This is a genomic window from Candidatus Hydrogenedentota bacterium, from assembly GCA_018005585.1.
Classification (GTDB): Bacteria; Hydrogenedentota; Hydrogenedentia; order Hydrogenedentales; family JAGMZX01; genus JAGMZX01.
Genome location: JAGMZX010000082.1, coordinates 1 through 26,063 on the forward strand (window position 1 = coordinate 1; position 26,063 = coordinate 26,063).

A 26,063-nucleotide genomic window follows, 5' to 3' on the forward strand; every position below is an offset into this window, starting at 1 on the left:
GCGACGCCGCGGGCAACCTGCTCGTGGGCGGTCCCGCCGTTCTCGACAGCACGGACTGTATCATCTACAACGCGCCGGGCGCGGAACGCATGGCGGTGGGCGTCATTGGTTTGCGAGATACCGTCGTGGTGGTGACGGAAGACGCCGTCCTCGTCATGCCAAAAGACAACGCTCAGGATGTGCGCAAGGTGGTGGAAGCGTTGCGGGGCCGAGGCGCTTCCCAGGTGTGAATGTCGCGGTTCCGGGTCCAGGCACACATGCTCTTCAGTCCCTGTAATATACTCATTTGCAATGTGTTACAGCGCTCCCGGAAAAGAAAATGGACAGGTTCTTGGGAAAAGATACGCTGAATTGTGATATAGTGTTGACAGGGTTGAAATGAAATAGGGCACACACGCTGGGTGTTGCATTTGGCGCGGGAGATACGCCGATGGGAGTGCGCATCAATTCGAACATTCCGGCGCTTAAGGCGAACCGAGAGGCGCGCAACGCCAATAATCTGGTCGAAACGTCGTTGCGACGGTTGTCGGGCGGCTTGCGCATCGACCGGGCCGCCGACGATGCCGCGGGTCTGGCGATTGCGGACCGGTTCAACGCGTTAGCACGGCAATCGCAGGTCGAGATCGGCAATTTGCAGAGCGGCGTAAGCGCCGCGCAGGTCGCGGACGGGGGCCTCTCGGGGCAGCAGGACGTGGCGCAGCGTCTGCGCGAACTTGCGGTTCAGGCCTCGAATGGAACGTTGAGCGACGCGGACCGCGCGGCAATCAATACGGAAGCGCGGCAATTAATCGAGCAGATCGGTGATATCGGCGAAGGCACGGAGTTTAATGGCGCCCAATTGCTCAACGGAAGCACACCCGTGATCAATGTGGGCGCGGGCGGCGTCCAGGTCACGCTGCCAGAGTCGACGCCCGCGTCGCTGGGCATCAACGGCGTCGACTTGAGCACGCAGGTCGGCGCGCAAGCGGCTCTTGGAACGATAGACACGGCTCTGAACCGCATCGACCAGAATCGCGCGAGTCTGGGCGCGCAGCAGAACCGGTTTGAAAATGCGATAAATCAGCGCGAGATTCAGGGGCTGAACGCGCGCGATTCGGAATCGCGTATCCGCGACTTGGATATTGCCCTTGGTGTCATGGAAAGGACGCGCGGACAGTTGCGGCAGCAAAGCGGCCTTGCCGCACTGGCGCAGAGCAACGTGACGCCGCAGTCGGCGCTGCGTCTCCTCGGCGGTTGACCAGTTGCCCGCGGCAGAGACCATTACGGGGCGCGGCCGTGGCCGGTGGGTCATGTGCCGCGCTCGCGGTCGTGGACGGGTATAAGGCATGGAAGAAGCCGGCGGCGGAACGGGGCATTCGGACGAAGCGCGGGAAAGACTGTGGCGCAAGCGGCTCGAGATCGAGCGGCGGTACCAGATGCTCGAAGGCGATGAAGACGCCTTCTACAGCAAGCGCAAAGCCCTGTCGGTCTGGTCCGTGAGGGCCGTGCTGCAGACAGTGGGCCTTTACGAGCGCGGGATGCGCAATGCGATGCAGCCCTCGTTGAAACGGCTCGATTTCCGCTTCGCGAATCTGCCCGGCCCGCTTGATGGGTTGCGTATCCTGCACCTCTCCGATTTTCACTTCCGCGAACGCGCCCCGGAATTGGCGGGCGCGGTGGCCGCGTGCTTGCGCGGAGTCGAGGCGGACGTGTGTTGCATGACCGGCGATTTCCGGTTCGGATATTACGGCCCGTCCTCCCATGTGTGGGAGCAGCTTGCCGTCGTGCTGGACGGCGTTTCGGTGGGGCTGGGTTGTTACGCGGTATTGGGCAATCATGACGTGAGCGTGCTTCGGGAGGGCCTTGCGGATCTGGGCGTGCGCCTCCTGGTGAACGCTGGAACCGCGATTGAGGTCAACGGCGCCGAAGTCTGGATTGCAGGGATTGACGACCCGCATGATTTCCAGTGCGCCAGTGTGCCCCATGCCATGATGGGCGCGCCGGCGGGTGCCTTCCGCGTCCTGCTCGCGCACACGCCGCAGGTCGTGCATGAAGCCCGCGCACATGGCGTATCCCTGTACTTGTGCGGCCACACGCACGGCGGCCAGGTCCGTTTCCCCTTGATTGGCGCGGTGCTGACCAACGCGCCCGGAGTGCCCCGGCAGTGCCTGATGGGCCCATGGCATCTGAACGGCATGCAAGGACACACTTCCGCCGGACTCGGTACGACTGACCTGCCCGTGCGCTACAATTGCCCGCCTGAGGCCGCGCTGATTACTCTTCGGAGCGGCGCGCCGGCGTGAGAAGGGACAACGCACGATGACATGGGCTGCCGCGCTGGCGTTCTTGCTTGGTCAACCTGCGAACCTGTTGCCTGAAACGCTGACGCCTGAGTCGTTCGCTCAATGGGCGGTCTGGCCCGAGTGCGCGCGCGTCGAACTCGCTGAAACCGAAGCTGGCGCAGCCGTCCGGATTTCCGTCGGAGCGGACCAGGACGTTTCATGGCGCCAGGCGATACGGCGGTTCCCCGTGAAGCCGGGGCAGCGTTTTCAGGCGTCCGTGCGTGTGTTGGGCGCAGACCTGCGCGACGGCGCTGGCGCCGGTCTTTCCATCGGCTTTTATGATCAAGAAGACCAGCGGATCTCACACGCTGAAGAATACTGTAACCGCGAAGTATTGCCATGGTCCCCTGTTGTGGTCCGTGGCGAGGCCCCGCCGGGCGCCTGCGTGATGCGCTACGTGCTGGTGCTGCACGGGCGCGGCGACGCGTACTTCCACGCGCCCCGGCTCCTCGACCTCGGCACGGCCTCCGCACCGCCTGAGGACGGCATGGTAACAGTGCGCGCCACGGACGAAGTGGTGTGCGACAGTCTATTGGGGTTCGGTTTCGAGGACGACGGCTGGTTTTACAGTATGCAGAATGCGGAGCGCGGGGTTGATGACGCTGCGGTCGCCCTGCGCGAAAAGCGGGTTGCCTGGCTCGAACCGGACTGGGTCCGCATGTTTTTCTGGTACCACGACTGGAACCCGAATCTGGATGCGGCCGAGTTCACTTGGGAAAGTGACAACATGCGCAGCCATTATCGTTCGCTTGACCTGTATCAGCGGATCGACGCGCGGGTCACCATATGCGGCGTTGAGTGGGGGATGCCGCAGGTCTTCGCCGACCCGCACCGGCTATCGCAGGCTATCGGGGAGCTTCTGGAACATCTGATCGTGGCCAAAGGGTACACCTGCGTGCGCGATTGGACATTGACGAACGAGCCGAACCTGTTTTACGCGCCCAAGGGAAATACGTTTGATCGCTATCGCGAGATCCATCGGCTTGTGCGGGCCGAATGCGAACGTCGCGGCCTCTCCGTGAACATCGCAGGCAGCGATGACGGCCGCGGGGCGCCATGGTTTCAGCACTGCGTGCGCGACGATGACTACTTCGCACTGGCGGACCTTTTCGCCTCGCATTTCTATCTCAGCCCGCCGGAAGTCCCGTTTGCGGAGCGTATTTTCCGGGACCGGGTTGAACTCCTGCGCGCGCGCACGCCCGTCAAGCCGTTCGTAGTCGCCGAATTCGGCCTGCAGGATTGGCGTACCGAGCCGCCCGACAAGAATCCCTTGATGCGCGAGTATTCCTGCGCGATGCACACGGCGGCTTGCTTCATCGACGGCCTTAACGCGGGCGCAGCGGGATTCAGCGTCTGGTGCCTTCAGGAAATGTACTACCCCGGCGCGGAATCGCCCATGCGATTCGGTTTGTGGGATTTTGGCGGCGATTGGGCCGTGCGGCCTGTATACCATGCGGTCGCGTGTTTCACCCGGCACGCGAAAGCGGGCGATGTGGTCCGGCGCTGCGTGTCCAGTTACCCTGACGGGTTCAAGGCGGTGCGTGTGGGCGACACGGTCTTTTGGGCGAATACGAGCGAACGCTCGCTGGAGGCGCGCATCGAGGACTTCCCGGCTGCTTACGCGCGCGCATGGACTGAGAACGATGTGGGCGGAGAGAGCGAATCCGGTACGGAAACGCTTTTGGAACAGGGTGCATGCGCGGTTCCGCCGCGCAGTTTCGGGCTTATCGCCGCGCAAAAGCCGTGAACTGCGCCCGCTTGAGAAACACCTTCACCGCAGGGCATTGCGGAGCAGTCTGGTATCCCGCGTGGCGCGCAACGCCCCAGAGCACGGGAACTCAATCGACGCCGTCGGGGATCATGTGCATGTTGTAGAAATCAACGATGCTTTTCTGCTGTTTGCCTTCGATGACGTCCTTCATGAAGGCGAGACCCGTACGCGGATGTTTGTTCAAGATGCCGGTGATCATGTAGGGCAGTTCGTATCCCCAGCGGCTTTCATCCTTCATCTTGAAGAAGTACTTCTCGATGAGTTCGAGTACGGGCCCAAGTCTGAACTTCGGGTTCTTCAAAAAGCCGAGCAGTAGTTCCGTGGGGCAGTTGCCTGCCGCGCGGCCCATGCCAAAGATAGAACCGTCTACCCAGTTGATACCCTTAATAATCCCTTCGACCGTGTTTGCAAACGCCAATTGCTGGTTGTTGTGGCAATGGATGCCCAGTTCCTTGCCATGCAGCATATTCCTGTACTTTTCGGCCAGATAATGGACCTGTTCGGAATAGAAGTAGCCGTAGCTGTCCACCAGGTACACCACATCGACGTTTGTCTCGGCCAATTGGCGCAGCGCCTCGTCCAGGTCCGGTTCCAGGTTGGTCGAAACCGCCATGATGTTGCACGTCACCTCGTAACCCAGTCCCTTGACGTGGTTGATGAGATGAATTGCCTTGTCGATGTCCTTGACATAGGTCGCGACCCGGACCGTGTTGACGATTGACTCGCTGCGCGGAAGGAACGCGTCATAGTCCGTGCGTCCCACGTCGCACATGATCGAAATCTTCGTATCGCATGCAAAGGCCACGTCGCGCAGGTCCGCCTCATCGCAATACCGCCAGGCACCGTGATTCGCGGGCGGAAACATCTTCTTGTCCACGCGATAGCCGAGTTCCACGTAATCTATGCCTGCCTCGGCGAGCTTGTGAAAGAGATCGCGCACGAGCTCGCGCGGGAACTCCCAGTTGTTCATCAGGCCGCCGTCGCGGATGGTACAGTCAACTACCTTGATTTGCGGGCGATACATGTCGGGTCTCCGTAATGGAATGGGTCCGAAGAATAACGGGAAAAAATGAAGCCTAGCCGTTGGCCCGGGAGCATGTCAAATAGGTTCGCGGCCAATGCTGCGATGTCTGCGCGCGAAGCGGGCGCGCGCGGCGGAATTAATCACGCGCGGCCGGCGCTTCGAGGAGCGGTGTCCCCGATGGCCGTCTGGCGAGCACACGCCAGAAGAAGGCGTCACCCTCGGAAAAGAGTTGGGGTGCGATATCCCGTGGTTCCAGTTCATTAACGTGGGGAACCTCTTCCAACGCTACAGGCGTGAACTGGATTCCGGCGGCGGCATGTCGAGCGATGGTGTGAATGCCCCCGGCGCAGCCGATCAGAAGCAGGAGCACGAATAACCGCATGCGAGGCTCTCGCCAAACCGACTTTGCCCGTGCTGTTGAAGCGGCGAGAATGACCTGGAGCGTCAACAAAGCGGGAATGATGCCCTTGGCGGGGAAATCACAGGCTTTGCCCACCCGATAGAGGGGAAAGGCTATCAGGCAGAGCAACGCGAGCGTCCACCAGGCGCGCCAAGGCCGCCAGCTTCCGTCGTCAAAGCGCACCGGGCAGAAGACCGCATAAACACCGAATTCCAGCAAGAACACCAGCAAAAGATAGGGCCAGGAACTCAGCGGCTTGTGAAACTCCCAAAGCCACCCGTATACAAATCGGCCGTCATTGGACAAGAAGAAGAGGCTTGCCACGAGCAACAGCATGGGCGACACGACAAAGGTGACGAAGTTGCATGCGCCTCGGAGGCGCGTTTGCCACGCGGCCAGGACCACAAAAGGCGTCATGCCCAGCGCCACAAAAGCGGATCCGATGGGCGCCGCCGCCCACAACAGACCCAATCGGGTGGCGGAACGTCTGCGCAGGGCCTCGTGAAGGAACATCAGGACGACAATCCATCCGGGCAGCGCATGATGGAATCCAATAGACAGAAGTGTCGTGTTCGATGAGTACAAGAGAAAGTAGTTGCCGCAGACCGGGCCTGCCGCGCCGCGTACGGCGTGTAGGGTCCACCAGTCCAGGTACGGCGCGTGCGCCATTGCTTTCAATACCTGGGGCCAGGCGGAAATTACAAGCCAGCCCAGGAGGTCCATGCCGCCGAAACACAGGAGAAGGACGACATACACCAGCGAGGGTGTTCCAACCAGCCTCAGGAACCATTGCGAAGCGAGCAAGGTGCCTGTCGCAACCCACAGCACCAGCGCCCAATTCGCGGCGGTCCAACCGAATACCTTGCCCACCAGTGCGGCGGGCAGGTAAACGGCCACATAGGTCACGAGGAAACCGGGCGTATTCTCGGGGCCTGTCTGCGCGTACCAGAGAGGCCATGGCTGCTCCACCAGATCGCGGAGGAAGGCGTTGTGCTTTTGAAAGTCGTGGTCGAACTGGGGACCAAACCCGCCGATCCCCGAGAGCAAGGCGATGGTCAACGCGATGACCGCTGAAAGTAACAGGCGGCTCCAAGGGTATTCACGGTGTCGCCTCTTCTCCTGTGCGGCGGTATGGGAAGGGGACAACGCTTCTGGCGCTGTCGCGGCGCGGCCCCGCTGCGTGGTCTGTTGCAGTCCCAATAAGAGTAGGATACAGCATGGAAAGGAATAGACAGGCCTGAGCCAGCCAAGCAGGAACAGAAACCAAGGCACGAAAAGATAGAGCAGAGAGCAACGCTCCAACACGATACGCGATTGTGCAACACTGCGTTTCGCGTTGTCTGCCCGGCGCCGAACCTTTCCCGATATCCCCATGGCCAATTCCCGCCTTTGCATAAAGCCTAAGCGCAAATAAGACGCTTTGACCGGAGACGCGGGCAACCCTCGCTCTTCAAAAGCATGATTCAAAACCCATTCTGCCAGATAGGGTTGCTTCTTAGCAAACTATAATGACAAGAATAACGTTGCATGTCAATTCGAAGCATGTCAGGTCGAGTGCTGAGGCGGAGATTCACGGCTCCGCGGCCGGCGCCCGCGCCGGTTGTCCAGCGAGCGAAGCCCTTTCCAGAAACCGATAACCCGATGCGCTATTCAAGACATCCCATGCCGGAGGTTGTGCATGACATCCGTTGTGCCGATTTCTTGCGCTGGCTTTTTGCTGTGATGCACGCGGCGCAAGCAGCACCTCTCCGGCCATGAATCCCGCACCCTTCCTTTGTGGTTCACTTCGGAGGCCCTTGTGAACGCGCCCGAATATGCTCGCAGAAGAATTGCATACAATCTTTTCATGAGTCAACCCGCGCAGTGTGTTACGCTTGCGGGAGCACGCCGCGTTGCGACATCGTATCCGGCACACAGGGCATGACGTATGCATGCTTCAGGCAAGATTGCGGTCAAGGTTATTCTCGTCCTGGGCCTTCTGGCTTTTGCCGGGCTCTACTTCGCGTCCGTTGCTTTGAAACATGGATTGCAGCCCGACGCGCGCGAGCGTGTGATTCTGACACGGTCCCTGAGTCCATTTGATCATCGTCGCGCCATGCGCGACCTCGAGACGATGCTCGCGTTCGGACCGCGCCCTTCCAATTCAGATGCAAACGCGTCCGTCCGGCGCTGGCTGAGCAGCCAACTGCGCGCAGCGGGCTTCCCGGTGCGGGAGCACGCTTTCGAAGCAGATACACCGCAGGGGCACATATCCATGACGAACCTCATCGCAGCCTCTCGTGGCGGGCGGCCTGGGGCGACTGCGATAATTACGCATTATGACACGATGCCGGTCACTGACTTTGTTTTCATCGGCGCGAATGCAAGCGGGGCAGGCGCGGTTTGGCTGTTGGAAATGGCGCGAGCCATAGGCCCGGAGTGCAAGGGCCGTTCGCTCTGGTATATCTGGTGCGATGGTCATGAGTGGCCAGACGGCAAAGGCCGGGATGGGTTGTACGGCAGCCGCGCGCTGGTGGCAGATCTTGAGGCACGCGGCGAACTTGGCCAGCTGGCCGCGGCGATAGCCGTGTCGCGCATTGGCGATTATTACCTCGGGATCGCGCAGGACCCCGCCGCACCGGCATGGCTGCGGGAACTGGTGTGGGACGTGGCCCGGGACCAAGGGCACGGGCAACACTTCAGGGCCGCGGCCTACGCGTTCCGCGATGACCACATTCCATTCCGCGACGCAGGGATCCCGTGCCTGGCGCTAATTGACTTCAGTTTCGGCGGGTCGCGGCTCGAACACGACCGTTACTGGCGCACGGCGGGGGATACGCAGGACCGCGTATGCGGCGAGAGTTTGCAGGCTGTCGCCGACGTTCTATATCATGCACTACCATCTATTGACGGCCGGCCTGAGGCCGGCCCCGAAGGGTAATCATGTCCATTAGGTACCACGGGGACACGACGTGGCTTCACGATGCTTCCCTGGATGAAACGAAGAAGATCGTTGAAGCTCTCTACCGCGTACACCGGCTTATTTCGGTCATCACGGACTTGAATTCGCTTCTGGCGCAGATCATGCTCGAGAGCCGCGCGGTCGCGCATGCGGAAGCCTGTTCGCTCATGCTGTATGACGAGGCGAAGGAGGAACTGTATTTTCAGGTCGCACTCGGCGACAAGGGCGACCAGCACGCGCTGATCCGGGATGTCCGATTGAAACTGGGGCAAGGTATTGCGGGCGCAACCGCCGCGACGCGCCAGTCTATCAGTGTGCCCAATGCGCAAGCCGACCCGCGTTTTTACCGCGAGGCCGATGAGGCAAGTCACTTCACCACCCACAGCCTGCTAGCCGTGCCCATGATGGACCGGGAGAAGCTGATCGGCGTCATAGAGGTCGTGAACAAGATCGGCGAACCTGCCTTTACGACCGCGGACCTGCATGTTATGGAGATGTTCTCCACGCTGGCGGCATCGGCTATCGTGAATGCGCAGTTGATCGAAGCTGGACTGCGCAAGGAGCGTCTCGCGGCTATCGGTCAGGCGGTGGCGGGCATGTCGCACCACACCAAGAACATCCTGACCAGCATGAGCGGGGCAACCGACCTTATCGAGCAGGCGCTGCATGAGAAGAACTACGCCATGCTCGAGCGCACGTGGCCGATCGTGAAGCGCAGCACCAAGCGGATTTCGAACGTGGTACAGGACATGCTCACGTATTCGAAGGCGCGCGAGCCCCGCCGCGAGCCCTGCGACCTCGCGGCGCTTATCGAGGAAGTGCGGCAAAGCTTTGCCGAGTTGTTCGTCCAGCGGAAGGTCGAGATTGCCATAGACACGGCTTTTCTCACGGGTCCCGTCCCCGTAGACGGGCAGGCGCTTCACCGGTGCCTGTTCAACTTATTGACGAACGCGGCGGACGCGGTGCCCGCACAAGACGGCAGGATCACCATTACGGCGCGCGCCACGCCTGACGGTGGCGCGGTGCTTGACATTGGAGACAACGGCCCGGGCGTGCCGATGGAGGTGCGCGACAGCATCTTCGAGCCGTTCTTCTCGACTAAGGGGTCGCGGGGCACGGGCCTGGGGCTTGCGGTAAGCCGCAAGATTGCGCGGGAACACGGGGGTGACCTGACGCTTGAGGATCAGCCCGGCGGGGGGGCGCTTTTTCGCATTACGGTGCCGGGCCGCGCAGAGAAACCGGTCAATCCAGTGGTTGCGGGCTGACCGCCGCGCCATGCTGAACAGAAGGCACGAGACCTAAGCAGAGATGAGGAATTATGCCAAAAGAGCGGAAAGGGAAGAGGGACTGGTGGGTGCCCGTGCGCCGATGGTTGAAATCATTGAAGAACATCGACGCGTTGGGATGGCCGGCCTGGATGGTGGTTTTTGCGCTGTTGGCCTATCCCGGGATTCGTGTTGCACGCCTGCTTACCTATGAGCAGATTTCGACGAGGGTCGCCACGATTTCGTTCGGACTGGTCCTGGCGGCGGTCGCGGCGGCTTTTGTTACGTGGGGGTTGAACAGTATCGTGACGCGCGTGGCCGCGCGCCGGAAAGAGACCGCGCGGCGCAAGAATAAGAAGAGGAAGTAGCATAGCCCTTGCGTGCGCTTCCGTAATGCATCGTGCCGCGGCGCGATGAAAGGCATGGTGGAGCCATGACGGACCTGCAAGAACTGACCCAGTATGTGGAAGAGAATCCGAATGACCACGAGAAACGGTGGCTCCTGGCCAAGAAGTTGTACAACGCCTGTGAGTACCGTCTGGCGTTGGAACATCTGCAAGTGTTACGCAATGAATGGCGGGAGAAGCTGCATGTCGTCCGGTACAGCGCGGCGACCTACTACAGATTGGGCCGTTACGAAGAGGCGTTGCGGGACCTCGAGTACGGAGTTGCGACCTGGCCAAATGAAATAGGGCTGCGCGAGCAGGAGGCGCGGGTGCTCGAGACGGCCGGCAGGCGCGAGGAGGCAGCGCGGGCCTGGGATGAAGTCCTCAAACTCGACCCGAAGCATTCCGTCGCGGAGAGCGCCGTGAAACGGCTGCACGAGAAACCGGCAAAAACCCCCACCTTTGATTTGAATCTGGTCGGCACGGACAGCGGCATCAATCTGCATCCGGGCCAGACATGCCCGAACTGCGGCGCGCAGAATACGCTGGAGGCGGAATTGTGCTGGCAGTGCAAGGCCCCTATCTTCTCGGTGCGCGCGTCACGTGCCGGCATGCGCGCCCAGACCCCTGGACAACCGCTCGTTGATCCGCAGACGCTGCGCCTGGCAGCGGGCATTGGCGTAGGTGTGTTGCTGTTGGCGGCATTTGCGCTCGGGTTCCGCTCGCTTGTCATGACGCCGGACGAGTCCGGGGACGCCCTGATGTCGTTTTACCAGTATGAGTTGGCGGGAAGCCGCCTCGCGACCGGAATCGTGCTTGTGCTGGTATGGCCGTTGGTCCTTCATCTGGCGCTTTACCTGCTCAACAACATGACGGTTTCTTTCGGCGCGATCAATCTGACCGGGCTGTTCCTGGCAGGCCTGACGTTCCTCGGCTCGTGCATATCCGCGGCTGCATTGATTCCGGTGCTTGTGCTCGCGGCTGTCCTTTCCCTCTTCTTATTTCTCGGTTTGTTGCGATGGAAAGTGGGGCAGGCGCTCATGGTCTGGGGACTGCAGCTCGTGATTGTGCCCGTGGTGGCTGTCTTTTCGTTTGCCGCAGCCGAATACATCCGCGCGGGCGCGCCATTCAATCCCGTCACCGAACTCCCGGCGGTCATCGCATACGCCCGCTACGACGACGCGGGTCTAGGCCTGGAATGTCAGCGGACGTTGACCGAAAGACTGCCCGCGGACCACATGATTACCTGGTCGCGGAGCGGTTCAGTATGGCTTGATCACTATGGGAGTACGGCAACTATCACTATTGTGCCGCAGTCGGGTGCGGGGGGGCTTGTTTTCGATTTTCTCGATGACAAGGGCAGTACCATGGGCTTTGACACGGACATCAGTCGAACCTACACCAAGACCTACCGGATCGAACCCGGCAAGCGCTATCGGGTCAAGATTAGCGGTCCTGAAGCAGCCGTGGCCGAAGTAAGCATCAGAGGACTGCTCCGGCACAGACTAGATTGAACCCGGGCCGGCCGCCGCGACAGGTATCCGCCAGCGCCGGGCATGCTCTTCAAGGGCGGTGCGCCGTTCCGGGGTCGTGAGCGCATAAAGCCATTGCCACGCTTCAGCATTCGAGGGCCAGCGCCACAGGCACGCCTCGAATGCGCGTACCGCACCATCGAGATCGCCGAGTTCCACGGCGGAGCGACCCAGCTGCAGATGCAGGCGCGCCGTGTCGAGCCCTTCCATGGCTAACAGGAACTGAATATGCGCTTCCTTCGCGGCGCCATTCTCCCACAGGGCCATGCCGTACTCTTCCCGCGCTTCCGGATTGGGCCAAGGGTGTGCCAGCACGTGTTCATAGAGCTTCACCGAATCGCCGCCCCGGACATGCACGTTCTCCGCCGCGGCCAGCCGCCAGCTCGGCAGCGTGCCGGTCCAGCAGGTCGCGGCGAACAGGGCCGCGGCCAGCGTGAAGACCGTCATGGCAAGCGCGCCGGAATCGCGTTCGTGAAGGCGCGTGTAGCGCCCGCGTGCGAGCAGAATACACGCGAGCAGGAGCGCGGCCAGCGCGTGAGGCGCGCTGTGGAATCCGGCGTTGAAGAACGCGAAGGCAAGCAGCGCGGCAAGGCCGCCCCATTCGGCGCCGCGCCGACGCAGCAGGCGCGCAAACATCCAGGCGCAGCATGCGAAACCGGCGAGTCCCGTCTCCGCGAGCAGTTGGACCGGTTCGCAATGGGCGTCCGTCGTGTGCAGGCCGTTGTGCGCATAACGCTCGCCGCCGGGGGCATCCAGTGCCTTCCCCTGGTAATAGGGGCTCCAGTAGGCATAGTTGCCCAGACCTACTCCGGCCACGGGGGCAGCGCGAAACATGCGGACGGCCCCGTCCCAGAACCAGAGGCGGAGGTTGCCGCCGTCGTCTTCCGGGCCGAACGTGCTTGTCATGCGATCGATGGTGCGTTCCGGCGCCAGGCAGACCGTGACCGCGATGATACCAGCGGAGAACGGGAGGACGATCGCGGCGCGCGCGGGCCGCAGTTGCCGCCACGGGCAACCGGCGGCCATACCCACCGCGGCGGCAAGCCATGCGCTGCGGGAAGCGGACAGCAGCAGTGCAACCGACACCAGCGAGAAGGCGGACAGGCGAAGGGCCGGTCTCCAAGGAGCGCGAGACCCGGTCTTGCCCTCGCCGAGCAGGCGCGGGAACATCAGGGCGAGCCCGAAAGCCATGTAGCCGCCGAACAGGTCCTGATTGGCAAAAACGGAATACACGCGCTGGTCATTGCCTTCGAAGACGGGAAACCAGTGTGGCGCGAGGCGCAAGTACTGGACGAGACCCAAGGCCGCGGCGAGGACGGCGCTTGTTTCAAGGGCCATACGCAAACGGGCGCGCCATGCGCGTTGCTCCGTGAGGTCGTAGGCGGCCAGGGCTGCCGCGAGCAGTACGGCGAGACGTGTGGCTTCCTCGACCACGCGCCAAGGCAGACGGGCGAAGAGGGGACCAAGGGCCAGGACGACAGCGACAAGCAGACAGAACCACAAGGGGAGCAAGGCGCGCGCCCCGCGCCAGGAAAGGCCGCCGCGGAACAGCAGGCCGAGCGCGGAAATGGCCACACCCGCGCTGAGCACGAACTCCTTCGCGTGTGCGTAGGTGACGACGCGATAGGAGTGAGCGAGCGTTACCGCCACGACTGTCAGACATAGCATACCGCCGCACCACAGGTCGCCAATGCGGCGCGGCCAGGCTTCTGGCAGCACGAACTCGGGCAAGGCCCCCTGAAAGGCCGTGCCCCAATCCTCGGGCGCAGCCTTGTCTTCGGCGGCAGACTCGCGCTGTGATTCGCAGACGGGTTCTCCGGTGTCTTGTGTCACAAGCAGGCTCGCCTCTCGCGTTACTGTGCAAACGCCATGACTTCGACCAAGTGTCGGCCCGTGTTTTCCGTGTTCGAAGTCACGGTAACACGCACGTACCGGGCGGGACGCGCCGCGAACGTGCAGGTCACGCCGTTGCGCGTTGCGCGCTGCGGATTGTCCCGGTAATCAGCCACGGTGTCCCAGGCCGCGCCGTCCGTCGAGACCTCAACCACGAAAGCGTAGGAGCGCACGTCCCCGTAGTAGAAAACGACGACAACCCGTCCCAGGTTAACGGCGCTCTCCAGGTCCACCTGCCACCACGCTGCCGGGTCAGTGGTTATGTCGGTGGCCCAATACCGGGACGTGCCGTTGCGCCACCCGTCGTTAGCGCGTTCCGGTGCATGCGGCGGCAGGAACGCCGAACAAGTCGCGGGCTTGCCGGTGGTCAGACTCAAAGCGTCAGGCGTTGCAACAACATCCTTGTATTGTATCCAGAGCCTGCGCGCCAGCGCGATAACATCGCCTTGCGGCGTATCCGGGTAGGTCTCCGTCCCCCGGGTCCACGAGTCCTCCCAAGTCTGTAATTCGCGCTCGAACACCGGCGCGTCAAACGGTTTCCCGGAGTCAATCGCATCTCGCAGCGCCGCGATGAAACGTTCCCAGCGCGGAAGGTAGAACGACCGGACGAGGCCGCTCCATTGCTTGCTCGCGTAGTCATGCAGAACCCCGTCCGCGGGTCCCCAAAGGGTGATCTGATTGCGCGCGTTCCACTCGTAGAGCCTCTTGTCATCCTCCGTGACGGCCCAACGCTTGGCTGCGTTCAGCCACGCGCCCAAAAGGAACTCCCGGCGGGTGCCAAGCAACTCATCCATGTCGCGCAGCAGTTGGAGAAGCCGGCCTCCTGCCGCGTCGAGCGCCGCAAGGTCGCGAGCTTCATACGCTGCCACGATTTCCCCCTGCAGCACGGCGGCGTAATCCGCCAGTACTTGCCTGGAGACATGAACAAGGTCGTATTGATAGCTGTCGAGATTGCCGAGGGCGTCCGCTCCGGCAAGTAGTGCCTCCCACGCTCCGGTCAGTTCGTGAGGATCATAGGCGCGGTCCAGGCTGCCCCACGCCCCCCCTGATTCGAGGGATGGACGGACGCACACGACGGAACCACGCTGTCCCGGCGTCCGGTAGGCGGTATGCAACAGCCGCTGCCATGCCCTCTCGGCGTTGGCGTCCACGCGCCCGTAGCGGCGTTGCGCGTAATGTCCGGCCCAGTCGGAAAGGTCAATAGGGCGGGGACGCCACGCCAAGTCGCTGAACAGGTCGTACACAACCGGATTATGGCCGAGTCCTTCCATCAGGAGCCCCATGCCCTCGAGGCGTCCGTGCGCGGGCGAAGCGAGGGCCGCCTGGACGCCCTCTGCAATTTGCGGCAGACCGCCGTGCAAGCTCACCTGATCGCCGAAACTCTGGATGATGGACCACACCCACGGTTTGCCGTAGAAGGCTTCCGTCTTCTGCCACGCGGGCGATACTTCGCAGTAGAGGTCCAGGAGTAACAGCCGGTTATCCGGGACGGCCCCGAGCATCGCCTTGGCCTGCGGCGGTTTCCAAAAATGAGGGTTATTGACGAACAGCCAGCCCTGCATGACCCAGACGGCCTCCGGGTCCGCAGCGGCCATGGCCCTATAGACCGCCCTGCCCATTTCTTCCAGAAATGCGGGGTCGTTGCTTGGCGGGCTCATCTCGATGAACGTGTCCGAAGCATAGAAATGATCCGTACCGAATTGGCGCGTCTGTTCCTCGACGAAGAGTTTTCCCACCCGCTCGAAGAGAGGATCCGCCGGGTCCAGAAACAGAGTGCCCGGAAAACCGCACCAGGCCGGCAACTGCCGGAACTCAGCCTCGGGAAAATGCGTCCTCAGCGCGGCGGGCACATGGCCCGTGAATCCTTGCAGCAGGGGTTTCATGCCCAGTTCGCGTTCGCGCGCGAGTATCTTCTCCTGTAGCGCCGCGTGGCGGTCGATCCAGTCTTGCGGCAGTGGACCACCCCAGCCGTCGATACAGCCCATCCAGCCGAAGGGCAGGTAGGCAGGCCCAACGAAGAAAGATTGCAGTTCCTCTGCGCTCAGCCCCAACCCCCGGCAGACCCGTTGCCACACCGCCTCCTGGCCCGTGACCGCGAGCGGCAGATTGATCCCGTGCAACGCCATCCAGTCGATTGCGCGCTCCCAGTCCGGCCAGTCCCACCACGCCATCGAATAACTGAAACAGCAATAATTGAAGCAGTAGCGGTATTGAAACGGCGAGACGACCCGGATCTTTTCCGCAACGCCCGGCAGAGGATCGGGCAGTTCCGTCTGGTTGCCCCAAAACACGGATATCTCCGCGTTTGCGTAGGTTTCGAGATAGTGATTCAAGGCTGACGCCATCGCCACGCCCGTTGTGCCGCGCAGGACCACCTTACCATCGCGCGTCTCGATCTCGAAGACATCGCCGCCTTCGTCCGGAGCGATGGGCTCGAACACGAACGCCTCCGCATGGTTTGGCAGGAGACGTTGTGCAAGCGCGCGGGCGGCCTCCGCCGGGTCTGCTGCCGCCGGACGACACGCGAAGAGCAGGACGAGGGCCAATGCCGGATACCGCGCCGCGCTGTATTGCAGCGCGCACGATTGGCGCACGGGTCGACAATGCATTTCAGACAGATAGGGTTTCAGGGTCGAATCCTCCGTACTCAGGGCAGTCATTTCCCCGTTTCGCGCCACAGATACCGGGCAGCAAGCGCCGCAATGATTACGAATGGCGTTATAATACGCTCGTGTGGTGTGTTCGAGGAAACGGGCGGCCGAACGGGAATCTGAGACTTCTCGCCCGGTACGGTCCGGGAGGGTGGCGCCATGAGTCGTTATCGAATGGAATGCGCGACATTGCTTGCGGCGGCGTTGTGCGCGTGGCTGGTGACGGCGTGCCCGCCAGAAGGCGAAGACGAGCGCGATTATCGCGAAGATATGCGCGGATTCGTGGAGAACATCGCGGCGTATGCGCGAGCAACCGACGCGGACTTCATCGTCGTGCCGCAGAATGGCGAAGCGTTGCTGACCGGCGACGGAACCGGCGACGGCGTGCTGAGCGACGCGTACGTCGCGGCGATTGACGGCCAAGGTCGCGAGGACCTCTTCTACGGCTACGAACAAGACAATACGCCCACGCCTGCCTCGGAACGCGACGCCATGCTCGCGCTTCTCGACCTTGCGGAGGATCAGGGGATCGAGGCGCTGATCACCGACTACTGTTGGACAAACGCGTACGTCGACAATTCCTGTGCGTGGGCCGCATCGCGCGGATTCATCTCGTTTGCGGCGAACCACCGTGACCTCGACTCGATTCCGCCCTATCCCGCAGCGCCGTACAACGTCCACGCGGGAGACATTGCGTTGCTTAGCGATGCGCGCAATTTCCTCTATGTCCTCGATCCAAACGCATTCGCTTCGCGCTCTGCCTATCTCGATGCGATCGCGAACACGAACTACGACCTGCTCATCATCGATCTGTTCTTCGATGAAACCGCGTTGACGCCGCAGGAATTGGCGTCGCTGAAGAGCAAGGCGAACGGCGGCGCGCGGCTGGTGCTGTGTTACATGAGCATTGGCGAAGCCGAGGACTATCGCTACTATTGGCAGCCGGGCTGGTCCGTGGGCAATCCGGCGTGGCTCGAAGCGGAAAATCCCGACTGGGAGGGCAACTACAAGGTGCGCTATTGGGAGCCCGGCTGGCAGGCTGTCATTTACGGCGGTCCGGGCGCGTATCTTGACCGCATTCTCGCCGCTGGTTTCGACGGCGTGTATCTCGACATAATCGACGCCTATGAGTACTTCGAGGCCCGCTAACCCGGGGCGTCCGGTGGAAAACGGGCGGGATAGGCCGGTAAAGTACGGCAACAGCATGGACAGTCCTGTTCAAGAAAGGGGAACGCGTCATGACCCTGTTACTGCCTGCCGCACTGCTCGCCATCACCCTGCAAGCGGAGCCGGTCCCGGTTATCCTGGATACGGACTTGGGTGATGATATCGACGACACATGGGCGCTTGCCATGTTGCTCGGGATGGACACCGTGGACCTGAAGCTTATCGTAACGGCGTCGGACGATACGCCGACGAAGACGCGGCTGGTGGCGAAAATACTCGAATACGTGGCGCGCACGGATATTCCCCTGGGCACGGGCGTGAAGACGAGCGACAACGCTATTCATCAGGCGCAATGGCTCGGCGATTATGACTTGGCAACCTATGAGGGGAAGGTGCACGCAGATGGTGTTCAGGCAATGATCGATTGCATCAACGCGAGTCCCGTGACTGTGACGCTGTGCGTTATCGGGCCGCAGACGAACCTGCGCGAGGCATTGCGGCGCGACCCCGGTATTGCGAGCAAGGCGCGGGTGGTGTCCATGGCGGGAAGTGTCCACATCGGTTATGCCGGGAAGGAAGGGCGCGTGCCGGAATGGAACGTGCACAAGGACGTGGAGGCCGCGCGCGCCGTCTTTGCCGCGCCATGGGAGATCGTCATGGCGCCACTGGACATCAATGGGACGCTGACGCTCGAAGGAGAGCGGTATCTCGCGGTCGCGGAATCGGGCGCACCGCTCGCGCGTGTCGTGACCGAGAACTATCAGGCATGGTCGAACCGGGACCATTACGGCGCGGACGCGAGCAGCGCGCTCTTCGACACGACGGCGACGTACCTCTGCTTCGCGGACGCGGCGATGGAATTGGAGACGGTGACGCTGATTATCGATGACAAAGGCAACACCATACCGGACGAAACGGGGCGTCCGGTCCGTTGCGCGTTGCGTTGGAAAGACCGCGTCGCTTTCGAGGAACTCTTGGTCGCGGCCTTGACCGGGGCAGCGCAGGCGCAACCGTAACGCGGTCTTCGTCGCCGCGGGTGCGCCCGGTTACAGGACGCTCGCGATGGCGTCGCAGAGGCGGTCCATGTTGCCCTCGGTCATGCCGGCCACATTGATGCGGCCCGATCCCACGATGTAGATCGCGTAGCGGTCGCGCAGTGCGGCGACCTGTTCGCGATTCAAGCCCGAGAACGAGAACATGCCTCGCTGCCGCGTAATGAACGAAAAATCCGTCTTTACGCCTTTGGCGGCCAGAGTCTGCACGAACCGTTGGCGCATGCCATTGATCCTGTCGCGCATCGACTTGACCTCCTGTTCCCACAGGCCGCGCAACCCACCGTCGCCGAGCACCGTGAGCACAATCTGGCCGCCGTGCGCGGGCGGATTCGAGTAGTTCGTGCGGATGCAACGCTTGATATGGCTGTAGGCCTTGTCCGCGGCCGTTTTGTCGCTGCCCACGACGGTCAACGCGCCCACGCGTTCGTTGTACAGCCCGAAGTTCTTCGAGAAGGAACTGCACACGACCAGTTCACGGCCCGGACGGCACATGGCCCGCACGCCGGCCGCGTCTTCCTCGAGTCCCTCGGCGAGGCCTTGATACGCGAAGTCGATCAGGGGCAAGAAACCGCGTTGCACGGAAAGCTGCGCGAGTGCGCGCCATTGCTCCGCGTCAAGGTCCATCCCGCTCGGGTTATGGCAACACGCGTGCAGCAGGACCACGTCGCCCCCCGGCGTACGTGACAGCGCCTCCGTCATCGCGTCGAACGCGAGACGCTTGCCCGCGTGGTCGTAATAGGGATAGGTCTTTGTCTCGATACCGGCGGCGTTAAACACGGCGGCGTGGTTTTCCCACGTCGGGTCGCTCAGCCAGACGCGCGCCGCCGGATTGCAGCGCTTGACGAAATCGGCGGCCACACGCAGCGCGCCCGTGCCGCCCGGTGTGTGCGCGGTGACGGCGGCGCCGCCCGCGGTGAATGGATGGTCCGCGCCGAACAAGAGCTTGCGCACTTCGAGCCCGTACTCCGGCGCACCGGGGATGGGCAGGTAGCTCTTGGATTTTTCGACCTCCAGGAGCCGTTTTTCCGCCTGTTTGACGCTTTCCAGAACTGGCGTATTGCCTTGAGCATCCTTGTAGACGCCCACACCCAGATTGATCTTGTCGGGGTTCGGGTCTTTCTTGAATGTCTCGGTCAAACCGAGAATCGCATCGGGCGGCGCCATCTCAAGTTGCTCGAACATGGTGCAGTTCCTTCCGGTCCCGTTGTTCCATTTATTGCCCCCTGCCCAGACGGGATCATAGCGCAACAGCCGCGAGGTCACAAGTCCGGGCCGAACCCGCCGTTACTGGACCACATTGAGGAGCGCTTCAAGCATGCGGTCCGCCACCGTGATGACACGCGCGGAAGCCTCGAAAGCGCGCTGGAACTGAATCAGGAAGGTGGCCTCTTCATCGAGGCTCACGCCGGACACTTCCAGCCGGCGGCGGTCGAAGTCGCCGACGAACGATTGCTCCACGTTCAGTGTCTGGTCGTTGGCGCGCGTGTCGATGCCGACCTGAACGACGGTGCCCTGGTAATGGTCAGCAAACGTCTGCGTGTTTCCGGCGAGGAGCAACGCGTTGCGAAGCGCGGCCAAGTCCAGCGCTGCCGTGTTGTCGCCCGTATCGAGCGGGTCCGTGCTGTACGCCGAAGTCACGTACTCCGGGTGGTCCAGCAGCAACTGACTCACGTCGATGGTGGAGGCATCGGTGCCCGTAAAGAAGCTGTTCAGTCCCAATGCCGCGAGTGCGCCCGATGTATCGTTGGCGAACGTGAACGTGAACCCCGCATCGGGCGTGATGGTGATCGTGCCGTCCGGCCCGACGAGTGCGGACATGCCGGTCAGGCCGTTGATGGCGGTCTCGATGTCCGTCAGCGTGGTCTGGTCCGCTGGATTGCCGGAGGCTACAACGGGCACGGTGACCGAATCGACGATATTGCCCGCGCTGTCGTATACGTAGACCTCGAACGAACCGTCCTCGATTTCGAAGGGCAACTGTGCCAGGGTCAACGGCGCGAACGGGCTAGCGACCGCGTAGGTCGAGGTCATGGGCACGCCGATGCCTGTGAGCCCGTTGCCGGAACTATGGATGCGGTTCACGGCATGCAGCAGCGTACGCGCGAGGTCGTCCAGGCGGCTATCCACGCCGACGAGCACGTTATCCCGGATATCAAGCGCGCCGAAGAGTTCGCCGCCGGTGATGGTGACCAGTTGGTCCGTGTCGGTGAAGCGCACTTCGAGCAAATCGGGCCGTGCGGGGTCGATGGTGGTCGTGCTGACCGCGCGCATTTCGCGATACTCATCGCCGTTGACGACCATATCGCTGCCCACGGTAATGTCGATCTGACCATCGTCTCGCTCGCGATACGTGAGGTTGGTCAACTGAGAGAGTTCGTCAATCAGCACGTCGCGGTCGTCGCGCAGGTCGTTTGCGCGGATGCCTGTCAGCTCGACGTCGCGGATCCGGCCATTGAGTTCCGCGATACGCGACATGAGCGAGTTCACCTCCGGCACGAGACCGCGGACGTCCTCGTTGGCGTTGGTGCGCAGCGTATTGAGCCGTTCGGCGGCCTGGCGCAGGCCCGCCGCCAGCGCCTGTGCCTCGCTGAGCAGCGATACGCGCACGGGGACATCCTCGACATGGGTCGAGAACTCGCCCAGGGCATCAAAGAACGCGTCGAGGCGCGTGCCGAAACCGATGTCGCCCGGTTCCTGGAAAATATCCTCTATGCGCGCGTAATACCGGGCGCACACCGACGCGCTTCCAAGACCCTGGGACGATTGGCGGTACACAAAATCCAGGTAGCTCTCGCGCAGCCGTTCGATCCCGGAGATACCGGGGCCGCGGCCAATGGCGCCGTATGGCGTGTAGAGAGGAAGCCGCGTCGTTAATTCTACCCGCTGCCGGGAGAAGCCTATCTTGCTGACGTTGGCGATGTTGTGGCCCGTGACGTCCAACTGGATTTGCGCTACTTGCAGACCGGCGCGGCCGATATCCAAGGCGCTGAATAGCGTTCCCACGGCGTTCTCCTGGTCTTGTGTATTTTTGTGCAACAAAAAAGAGCAACTGCCGTTCCAATTATCGGCAAGCTCGTAAGTGCCTTTAGCGCAATTGGTTGGAATCGATCCGCAATAGACCGGAATCCCCGGCCGTGGCAAAGCTTGCCGATGGGCGGAAAAAGCTGCTCTCTTGTGCTTTCCCGGCCACCCATGCCGGAAGGCGCGTCAGGCAGACAGGGGGGTGCTGGTGGGCAGCGGCAGAACCGTGAAATGCTACGGACGGCACAAACGGCTGTTCGGTAAAGGTCAGATTAAAGTGGGCGGCAGTCCTGCCGATATTCGGTGTGGAGCGTCTGAGAAAAAGGGCGAAAACCTATGTTGATTACGGATGCCATGAACGCCAGTGCGCCGCTGCCGGACAAATCCGGCGCTCGGGCCGCGCGCAACGCCGGCGCAACCGCCCGCGGGGCGGACACCGACGGGGTCGTCATCAGCGCGGACGCGCTTGCCGCCGCGGAACGGGCGCGTTTTGAAGTTCTGGCGGGGCAGGGGGATATCCGGCAGGAATTGGTCGCCCAGGCGAAAGAGGAACTCGCGCGCGGCGCGCACCGCATACAGCAGGTGGTCGTGGAAGTGGCGCGGAAGATGTTTCCCCTCGTGACGCCGTGATGGCCTGCGCCGCATGGCTTACCGGCAGCTGAATTGCCGCACCCGCTCCCGTATCTCCGCAAATCGTCGACCCAGCGTCCGGGCGGGCGTCTTCGCGGCCACAAAATCTATGCGTGTCGTGCGGCGCGTCGGGTTGCGCCAAGTGTCGGCGTCGACCGCGGCCAGCACAGCCAAGCCCGCCGCTTTCAGACACTCGCGCACGAAGCGCTCCGAGTAAATGCGCTCGCGAATCAGGCAAGCAGGACCGGTATTCACCCGGATATGCGAATCGGCGATGCCCGTGACCGGGTCGTAGGCGTTGGTCCAGACCGTCTCGAATTTGCCGTTCTTCTCCGACCAGGACCGGCCCGCAAAGTGCTCTGTGACCATGCGGGCCGTCACGATGTCGAAATAGGCCAGGCCGCCGGGCTCCAGCGCATCCGCGAAGCCCTGCACCGCAGCCGCCACTTCGTCTCCTTGCAGCAGGAAATTCAGGCTGTCGAAGAGGCAGGTGACAAGGTGAAACCTGCCGCGGACCGGCAATGCGCGCATATCCGCGGCGGCCGTTACGCGCTGTTTCATTTGTGCGCGGCCCGCTCGCAGCATGGCGAAACTCAAATCCACGCCCATGCTGCGCCACCCTTCCCCGCGCAGCCGCCGAATCAGCGTGCCCGTGCCGCAAGCAACGTCGAGATGACAGAAACCCTCGGGCAGCAGTTCGCCGAGGGTTAGCGCAACCGCCGCCCAGTGGTTATAATCGACATGCTCCATGAGCACGTCGTAATAGCGCGCCAGCCCTTCGAGCGAGTCCTGCACGTTCATGGGGCGCATCCCTCGTTCAGCCAGTGCAGGAATTCGCCGCTCGCCGGGTCGAGGACGGCTTTGTTTTGATGAAACAGAAGCCGCGTCTCCGCCGCATAGCGGAGAGCGGCTTCGAAACCATCGCGCCGCAGCATTTCCCGCGTGCGCGCCGCTTCGGGATATCTGCGCGCCGGTTCGCTGAAGTCCGCCACGTACAACGCCTGCCCCAACCTGCTGAACCCGGGCCGCCCCGTGGTGTGCCAATAGACGGCGTCAAAGACATCCGGGTTGTCGAGTCCCAGTTCGTACCGGATTTCCGCGGCGGCCACGGGGCCGTGCAGCAGGTTGGGCTTGGCCTCGTGCCAAGGGCGAATCGGGATGCCAAACGTGCGCGCGCGCCGCGTCAGCTCTTCGTTGTCCAATGTGCGGCACAGGTCGTGCAGCAATCCCGCGGTGACCGCCAGGTCATGGTCCACCCCGGCCTGGTCCGCAAAGGAGGACACAAACTCCGCGACGAAGATGCAGTGCTGCGCCTTCTCCGCGGGCAGCCGGCCGCGTACCAGCGCCACGTATTCCTTGGCGCCCGGCGTCTTAACGATGGGCATGGTACAGTCCCCGTTCCGCGATGACGCGCAACGCGGGCGCGGGAATCCACGCGGCGGCGTCTTCCCCGGCTGCGAGACGCTCCCGGATTTCCGTCGAGGAGACCGGCGAAGCGGGCAGGCGCAGCATCTGGCAACGGTCCGCGTAGGGCGCGCGCACGTGTGTGCCGTTGTCGGCGCGCGGGGCCACGAGCAGCCGTGCCCGCGCGACGATTTCCTCCGCGCGCCGCCACTTAGGGAGATCGAGCAAGGAGTCGAATCCTATGATCAGGAAGAACGTTGCTTGCGGGGAGAGGCTGCCGAGCGCTTCCAGCGTATCGACCGTATAGCTCGGGCCCTTGCGGTCAATCTCGATGCGGGACGCTTCGAACCCCGGCTCGTCTTCAATCGCCGCGGCGACCATCGCGAAGCGGTCTTCGGCATCCGTGAGCCCTTCGTCCCGCTTGTGCGGCGGCGAAGCGGCCGGGACAAACAAGACGCGGTCGAGCCGCGCCTGGTCGCGCGCTGCGCGGGCGATGTCAAGGTGGGTCTTGTGGACCGGGTCGAAAGTGCCGCCAAAGACGCCGATGCGCTCGATGTTACTCACGAATTTGCCCCGAACCGCGGATGACGTACTTGAGCGTTGTGAGTCCTTCGAGCGCCATGGGGCCGCGGCAATGCAGCTTGGACGTGCTGATGCCGATCTCCGCGCCCAGCCCGAATTCGAAGCCGTCGGTAAAGCGCGTGGACGCATTCACATACACCGTCGCGCTGTCCACCTTTTCGAGAAACTTCTCCGCGCTCGCGTAGCCTTCGGTGATAATCGCGTCGGAGTGATGCGACCCGAACGTATTGATGTGCTCGATGGCCGCGTCAATCGAGTCCACGACGCGAATCGAGAGTATCTTGTCAAGATACTCCGTGACCCAGTCTTCGTCCGTGGCCGGCGTGCAATCCATGATGGCGCGGGTGCGTTCGCAGCCGCGGAGTTCGCAGCCGGAGTCGTGCAGCGCCCGCATCACGCGCGGCAGGAATTCCGGTGCGGCTTTCTCATGCACGAGCAGGGTCTCCATCGCATTGCAGACACCAGGCCGCTGCAGCTTCGCGTTTATGCATACGCGCACGGCCATGTCGAGGTCCGCGTCGTCGTGCACGTAGGTGTGACAGATGCCGTCCAGATGAGCGACGACCGGGATGCGCGATTCGTTGAGCACGCGCGCGATCAGACTCTTGCCGCCGCGCGGAACGATGAGGTCGATGTGGTGTTCGAGCTTCAGCATCTCACCGACAGCGGCCCGGTCGGGCGTGGTGATTATCTGCACGGCATGTTGCGGCGCGCCCTCGGCCATCGCGCCCTCCGCGAAGATGCGCGCAATGCACAGGTTCGAATGGAATGCCTCCGAACCGCCGCGAAGGATCGTCGCGTTGCCCGATTTCAGGCATAAGGCCGCCGCGTCTGCCGTTACGTTGGGCCTGCTTTCGTAGATAATGCCCACCACGCCAATCGGCTGGCGCATCTGCGCGATGCGCAGCCCGTTCGGGTGCACATACTGGCGCACGATGTCGCCGACCGGGTCCGGCAGCGCCACCACCGCCTCGTTCCCTTGTGCCATGGCTTCGATCCGCTTGTCATTCAACTCGAGCCGGTCCAACATTACGCCCGAAAGCCCTTTCGCGCGGCCTGACTCGAGGTCCTGTGCGTTCGCTGCCTTGATCGCCTCGGCCTGTGCGCGCAATTCGCGCGCCACGCGTTCCAGGGCGGCATTCTTCACGCGCGAAGATAGCGAACGCAGCATATGACTTGCCCGCCGCGCCTGTTGTCCGATTTGCAGCAGCTCTTCCTGCAGGGTCTTGCTTTCCGCCGCCATGGCTGGGCGCCTCCCGTGGTTTCAATGTTGCAGAGGCCGTCATTATGCCAGACGCAACCGCGCCGGGGCATCCAGCGGAAAAATAGACGGGGTCCGCTCTGTGAATACCGTTCTCATGTCCCCACGGTCCCTGGCGTCCAAACACCCAACTTGCCCCGAATGGCCGGCAGACCATACAGTACGCCACCGCAAGCGCTTACAGGTGAGCGCCGGGGAATACTTGATATACCCTATAATGTTTGTTAGAATTGAAGCTTCAGGGCAGAGAATGCCCGGGGGTTTTTATACACTGCGTACAAGGAGCATTGGAGATGGCGAATCTCATCGAGTCGCAGGGCGACGTGGCGCAACTGTCCGGCACGGAGAAGATCAAGCGGGCCAGCAGAGGGTTGTATGGCACGATTGCCGAGGAGTTGGGACAGCCTACGGACCATTTCAGCGACGACAATGTGCAGTTGTTGAAGCATCACGGCTCGTATCAGCAGGATAACCGCGACACGCGGCTCTCACGCAAGAAGCAGGGGCTGGACCGGGACTACCGGCTCATGGTCCGCACGAAGTTTCCGGGCGGGCGAATTTCTGCGGAACAGTACCTGCTCTGCGACGACCTGTGCGTGAAATACGGCCAGGGTGATCTGCGGGCAACATCTCGCCAGGACTTTCAATTCCACGGAGTGCTGAAAGGCAGCCTGCGCCCGCTGATTCATGACCTGAACACGCTGGGCGAGATCATGACCTTTGGCGGCTGCGGCGACGTGGTCCGCAACACAATGGCGC

Annotated in this window: 22 protein-coding genes; 12 read left to right on the forward strand and 10 right to left on the reverse strand. The window is 62.4% G+C overall.

Features of this window, described 5'->3' with window-relative positions; all coding sequences use genetic code 11:
- From KA184_14195 to KA184_14210, 4 genes are all read left to right on the forward strand, one after another.
- Positions 1 to 230, forward strand: a 230-nt coding sequence (locus tag KA184_14195) for a hypothetical protein (GenBank protein ID MBP8130726.1), incomplete at its 5' end; no start/stop codon positions are given.
- 200 nt (positions 231 to 430) lie between these two features.
- Positions 431 to 1,237, forward strand: a complete 807-nt coding sequence (locus tag KA184_14200) for a flagellin FliC (protein MBP8130727.1) — start codon at positions 431 to 433, stop codon at positions 1,235 to 1,237.
- A gap of 88 nt (positions 1,238 to 1,325) precedes the next feature.
- Positions 1,326 to 2,282: a metallophosphoesterase family protein gene (locus KA184_14205; GenBank protein ID MBP8130728.1), complete on the forward strand. Its 957-nt coding sequence runs from the start codon at positions 1,326 to 1,328 to the stop codon at positions 2,280 to 2,282.
- 16 nt (positions 2,283 to 2,298) lie between these two features.
- Positions 2,299 to 4,068, forward strand: coding sequence for a hypothetical protein (locus tag KA184_14210; protein MBP8130729.1), 1,770 nt, complete (start codon positions 2,299 to 2,301; stop codon positions 4,066 to 4,068).
- 91 nt (positions 4,069 to 4,159) lie between these two features.
- Here the strand turns inward: KA184_14210 and KA184_14215 are convergent, their stop codons facing one another.
- Entirely contained in the window at positions 4,160 to 5,116 is a 957-nt protein-coding gene (locus KA184_14215; protein ID MBP8130730.1) for an aldolase catalytic domain-containing protein, read from the reverse strand.
- Positions 5,117 to 5,252: 136 nt separating this feature from the next.
- Entirely contained in the window at positions 5,253 to 6,890 is a 1,638-nt protein-coding gene (locus tag KA184_14220) for a hypothetical protein (protein ID MBP8130731.1), read from the reverse strand.
- Between the two features lie 553 nt (positions 6,891 to 7,443).
- On the opposite strand from KA184_14220, the gene KA184_14225 reads away from it, so the two are divergent.
- From KA184_14225 to KA184_14240, 4 genes are all read left to right on the forward strand, one after another.
- Entirely contained in the window at positions 7,444 to 8,436 is a 993-nt protein-coding gene (locus tag KA184_14225; protein ID MBP8130732.1) for a M28 family peptidase, read from the forward strand.
- Positions 8,437 to 8,438: 2 nt separating this feature from the next.
- A complete protein-coding gene (locus KA184_14230; GenBank protein MBP8130733.1) occupies positions 8,439 to 9,722 on the forward strand; it encodes a GAF domain-containing protein in 1,284 nt (427 codons plus the stop codon).
- Positions 9,723 to 9,775: 53 nt separating this feature from the next.
- Complete coding sequence (locus KA184_14235; protein ID MBP8130734.1) at positions 9,776 to 10,090, forward strand: hypothetical protein; 315 nt, start codon at positions 9,776 to 9,778, stop codon at positions 10,088 to 10,090.
- A 65-nt stretch (positions 10,091 to 10,155) separates the two neighbouring features.
- Positions 10,156 to 11,622 carry a tetratricopeptide repeat protein gene (locus KA184_14240; GenBank protein ID MBP8130735.1) on the forward strand — a complete coding sequence of 489 codons (1,467 nt, stop codon included), beginning with the start codon at positions 10,156 to 10,158 and terminating at the stop codon, positions 11,620 to 11,622.
- Here KA184_14240 and KA184_14245 read toward each other — a convergent pair.
- Together KA184_14245 and KA184_14250 are read right to left on the reverse strand one after the other, a co-directional pair.
- Entirely contained in the window at positions 11,614 to 13,473 is a 1,860-nt protein-coding gene (locus tag KA184_14245) for an O-antigen ligase family protein (protein MBP8130736.1), read from the reverse strand. The two genes, KA184_14240 and KA184_14245, sit on opposite strands and share 9 nt — an antisense overlap.
- A gap of 20 nt (positions 13,474 to 13,493) precedes the next feature.
- Entirely contained in the window at positions 13,494 to 16,193 is a 2,700-nt protein-coding gene (locus KA184_14250) for an alpha-N-acetylglucosaminidase C-terminal domain-containing protein (protein ID MBP8130737.1), read from the reverse strand.
- Between the two features lie 150 nt (positions 16,194 to 16,343).
- Here KA184_14250 and KA184_14255 point away from each other — a divergent pair, with 150 nt between their 5' ends.
- Together KA184_14255 and KA184_14260 are read left to right on the forward strand one after the other, a co-directional pair.
- The gene (locus KA184_14255; protein MBP8130738.1) at positions 16,344 to 17,333 is read left to right on the forward strand and encodes an endo alpha-1,4 polygalactosaminidase; all 990 of its coding nucleotides are present in this window, start codon (positions 16,344 to 16,346) and stop codon (positions 17,331 to 17,333) included.
- Between the two features lie 89 nt (positions 17,334 to 17,422).
- Positions 17,423 to 18,367, forward strand: coding sequence for a nucleoside hydrolase (locus tag KA184_14260; protein MBP8130739.1), 945 nt, complete (start codon positions 17,423 to 17,425; stop codon positions 18,365 to 18,367).
- 30 nt (positions 18,368 to 18,397) lie between these two features.
- Here the strand turns inward: KA184_14260 and KA184_14265 are convergent, their stop codons facing one another.
- Positions 18,398 to 19,588 (reverse strand): aspartate/tyrosine/aromatic aminotransferase, encoded by a 1,191-nt coding sequence (locus tag KA184_14265; protein MBP8130740.1) that lies wholly within the window; start codon positions 19,586 to 19,588, stop codon positions 18,398 to 18,400.
- A 102-nt stretch (positions 19,589 to 19,690) separates the two neighbouring features.
- Positions 19,691 to 21,409, reverse strand: a complete 1,719-nt coding sequence (flgK, locus tag KA184_14270) for a flagellar hook-associated protein FlgK (protein ID MBP8130741.1) — start codon at positions 21,407 to 21,409, stop codon at positions 19,691 to 19,693.
- Positions 21,410 to 21,763: 354 nt separating this feature from the next.
- Here flgK and KA184_14275 point away from each other — a divergent pair, with 354 nt between their 5' ends.
- Positions 21,764 to 22,057, forward strand: coding sequence for a hypothetical protein (locus KA184_14275; protein ID MBP8130742.1), 294 nt, complete (start codon positions 21,764 to 21,766; stop codon positions 22,055 to 22,057).
- Positions 22,058 to 22,075: 18 nt separating this feature from the next.
- On the opposite strand, the gene KA184_14280 is transcribed toward KA184_14275, so the two are convergent.
- The 4 genes from KA184_14280 to KA184_14295 are packed head-to-tail and all read right to left on the reverse strand — an operon-like array spanning position 22,076 to position 25,286.
- Entirely contained in the window at positions 22,076 to 22,858 is a 783-nt protein-coding gene (locus KA184_14280) for a class I SAM-dependent methyltransferase (protein MBP8130743.1), read from the reverse strand.
- Complete coding sequence (yqeK, locus tag KA184_14285; protein ID MBP8130744.1) at positions 22,855 to 23,442, reverse strand: bis(5'-nucleosyl)-tetraphosphatase (symmetrical) YqeK; 588 nt, start codon at positions 23,440 to 23,442, stop codon at positions 22,855 to 22,857. Before yqeK ends, KA184_14280 begins: the two co-directional genes overlap by 4 nt.
- Positions 23,429 to 24,025, reverse strand: a complete 597-nt coding sequence (nadD, locus tag KA184_14290; GenBank protein MBP8130745.1) for a nicotinate-nucleotide adenylyltransferase — start codon at positions 24,023 to 24,025, stop codon at positions 23,429 to 23,431. Before nadD ends, yqeK begins: the two co-directional genes overlap by 14 nt.
- Positions 24,018 to 25,286, reverse strand: coding sequence for a glutamate-5-semialdehyde dehydrogenase (locus KA184_14295; protein ID MBP8130746.1), 1,269 nt, complete (start codon positions 25,284 to 25,286; stop codon positions 24,018 to 24,020). Before KA184_14295 ends, nadD begins: the two co-directional genes overlap by 8 nt.
- Positions 25,287 to 25,597: 311 nt before the next feature.
- Here KA184_14295 and KA184_14300 point away from each other — a divergent pair.
- On the forward strand, positions 25,598 to 26,063 hold a 466-nt coding region (locus KA184_14300), incomplete at its 3' end, for an NADPH-dependent assimilatory sulfite reductase hemoprotein subunit (protein ID MBP8130747.1).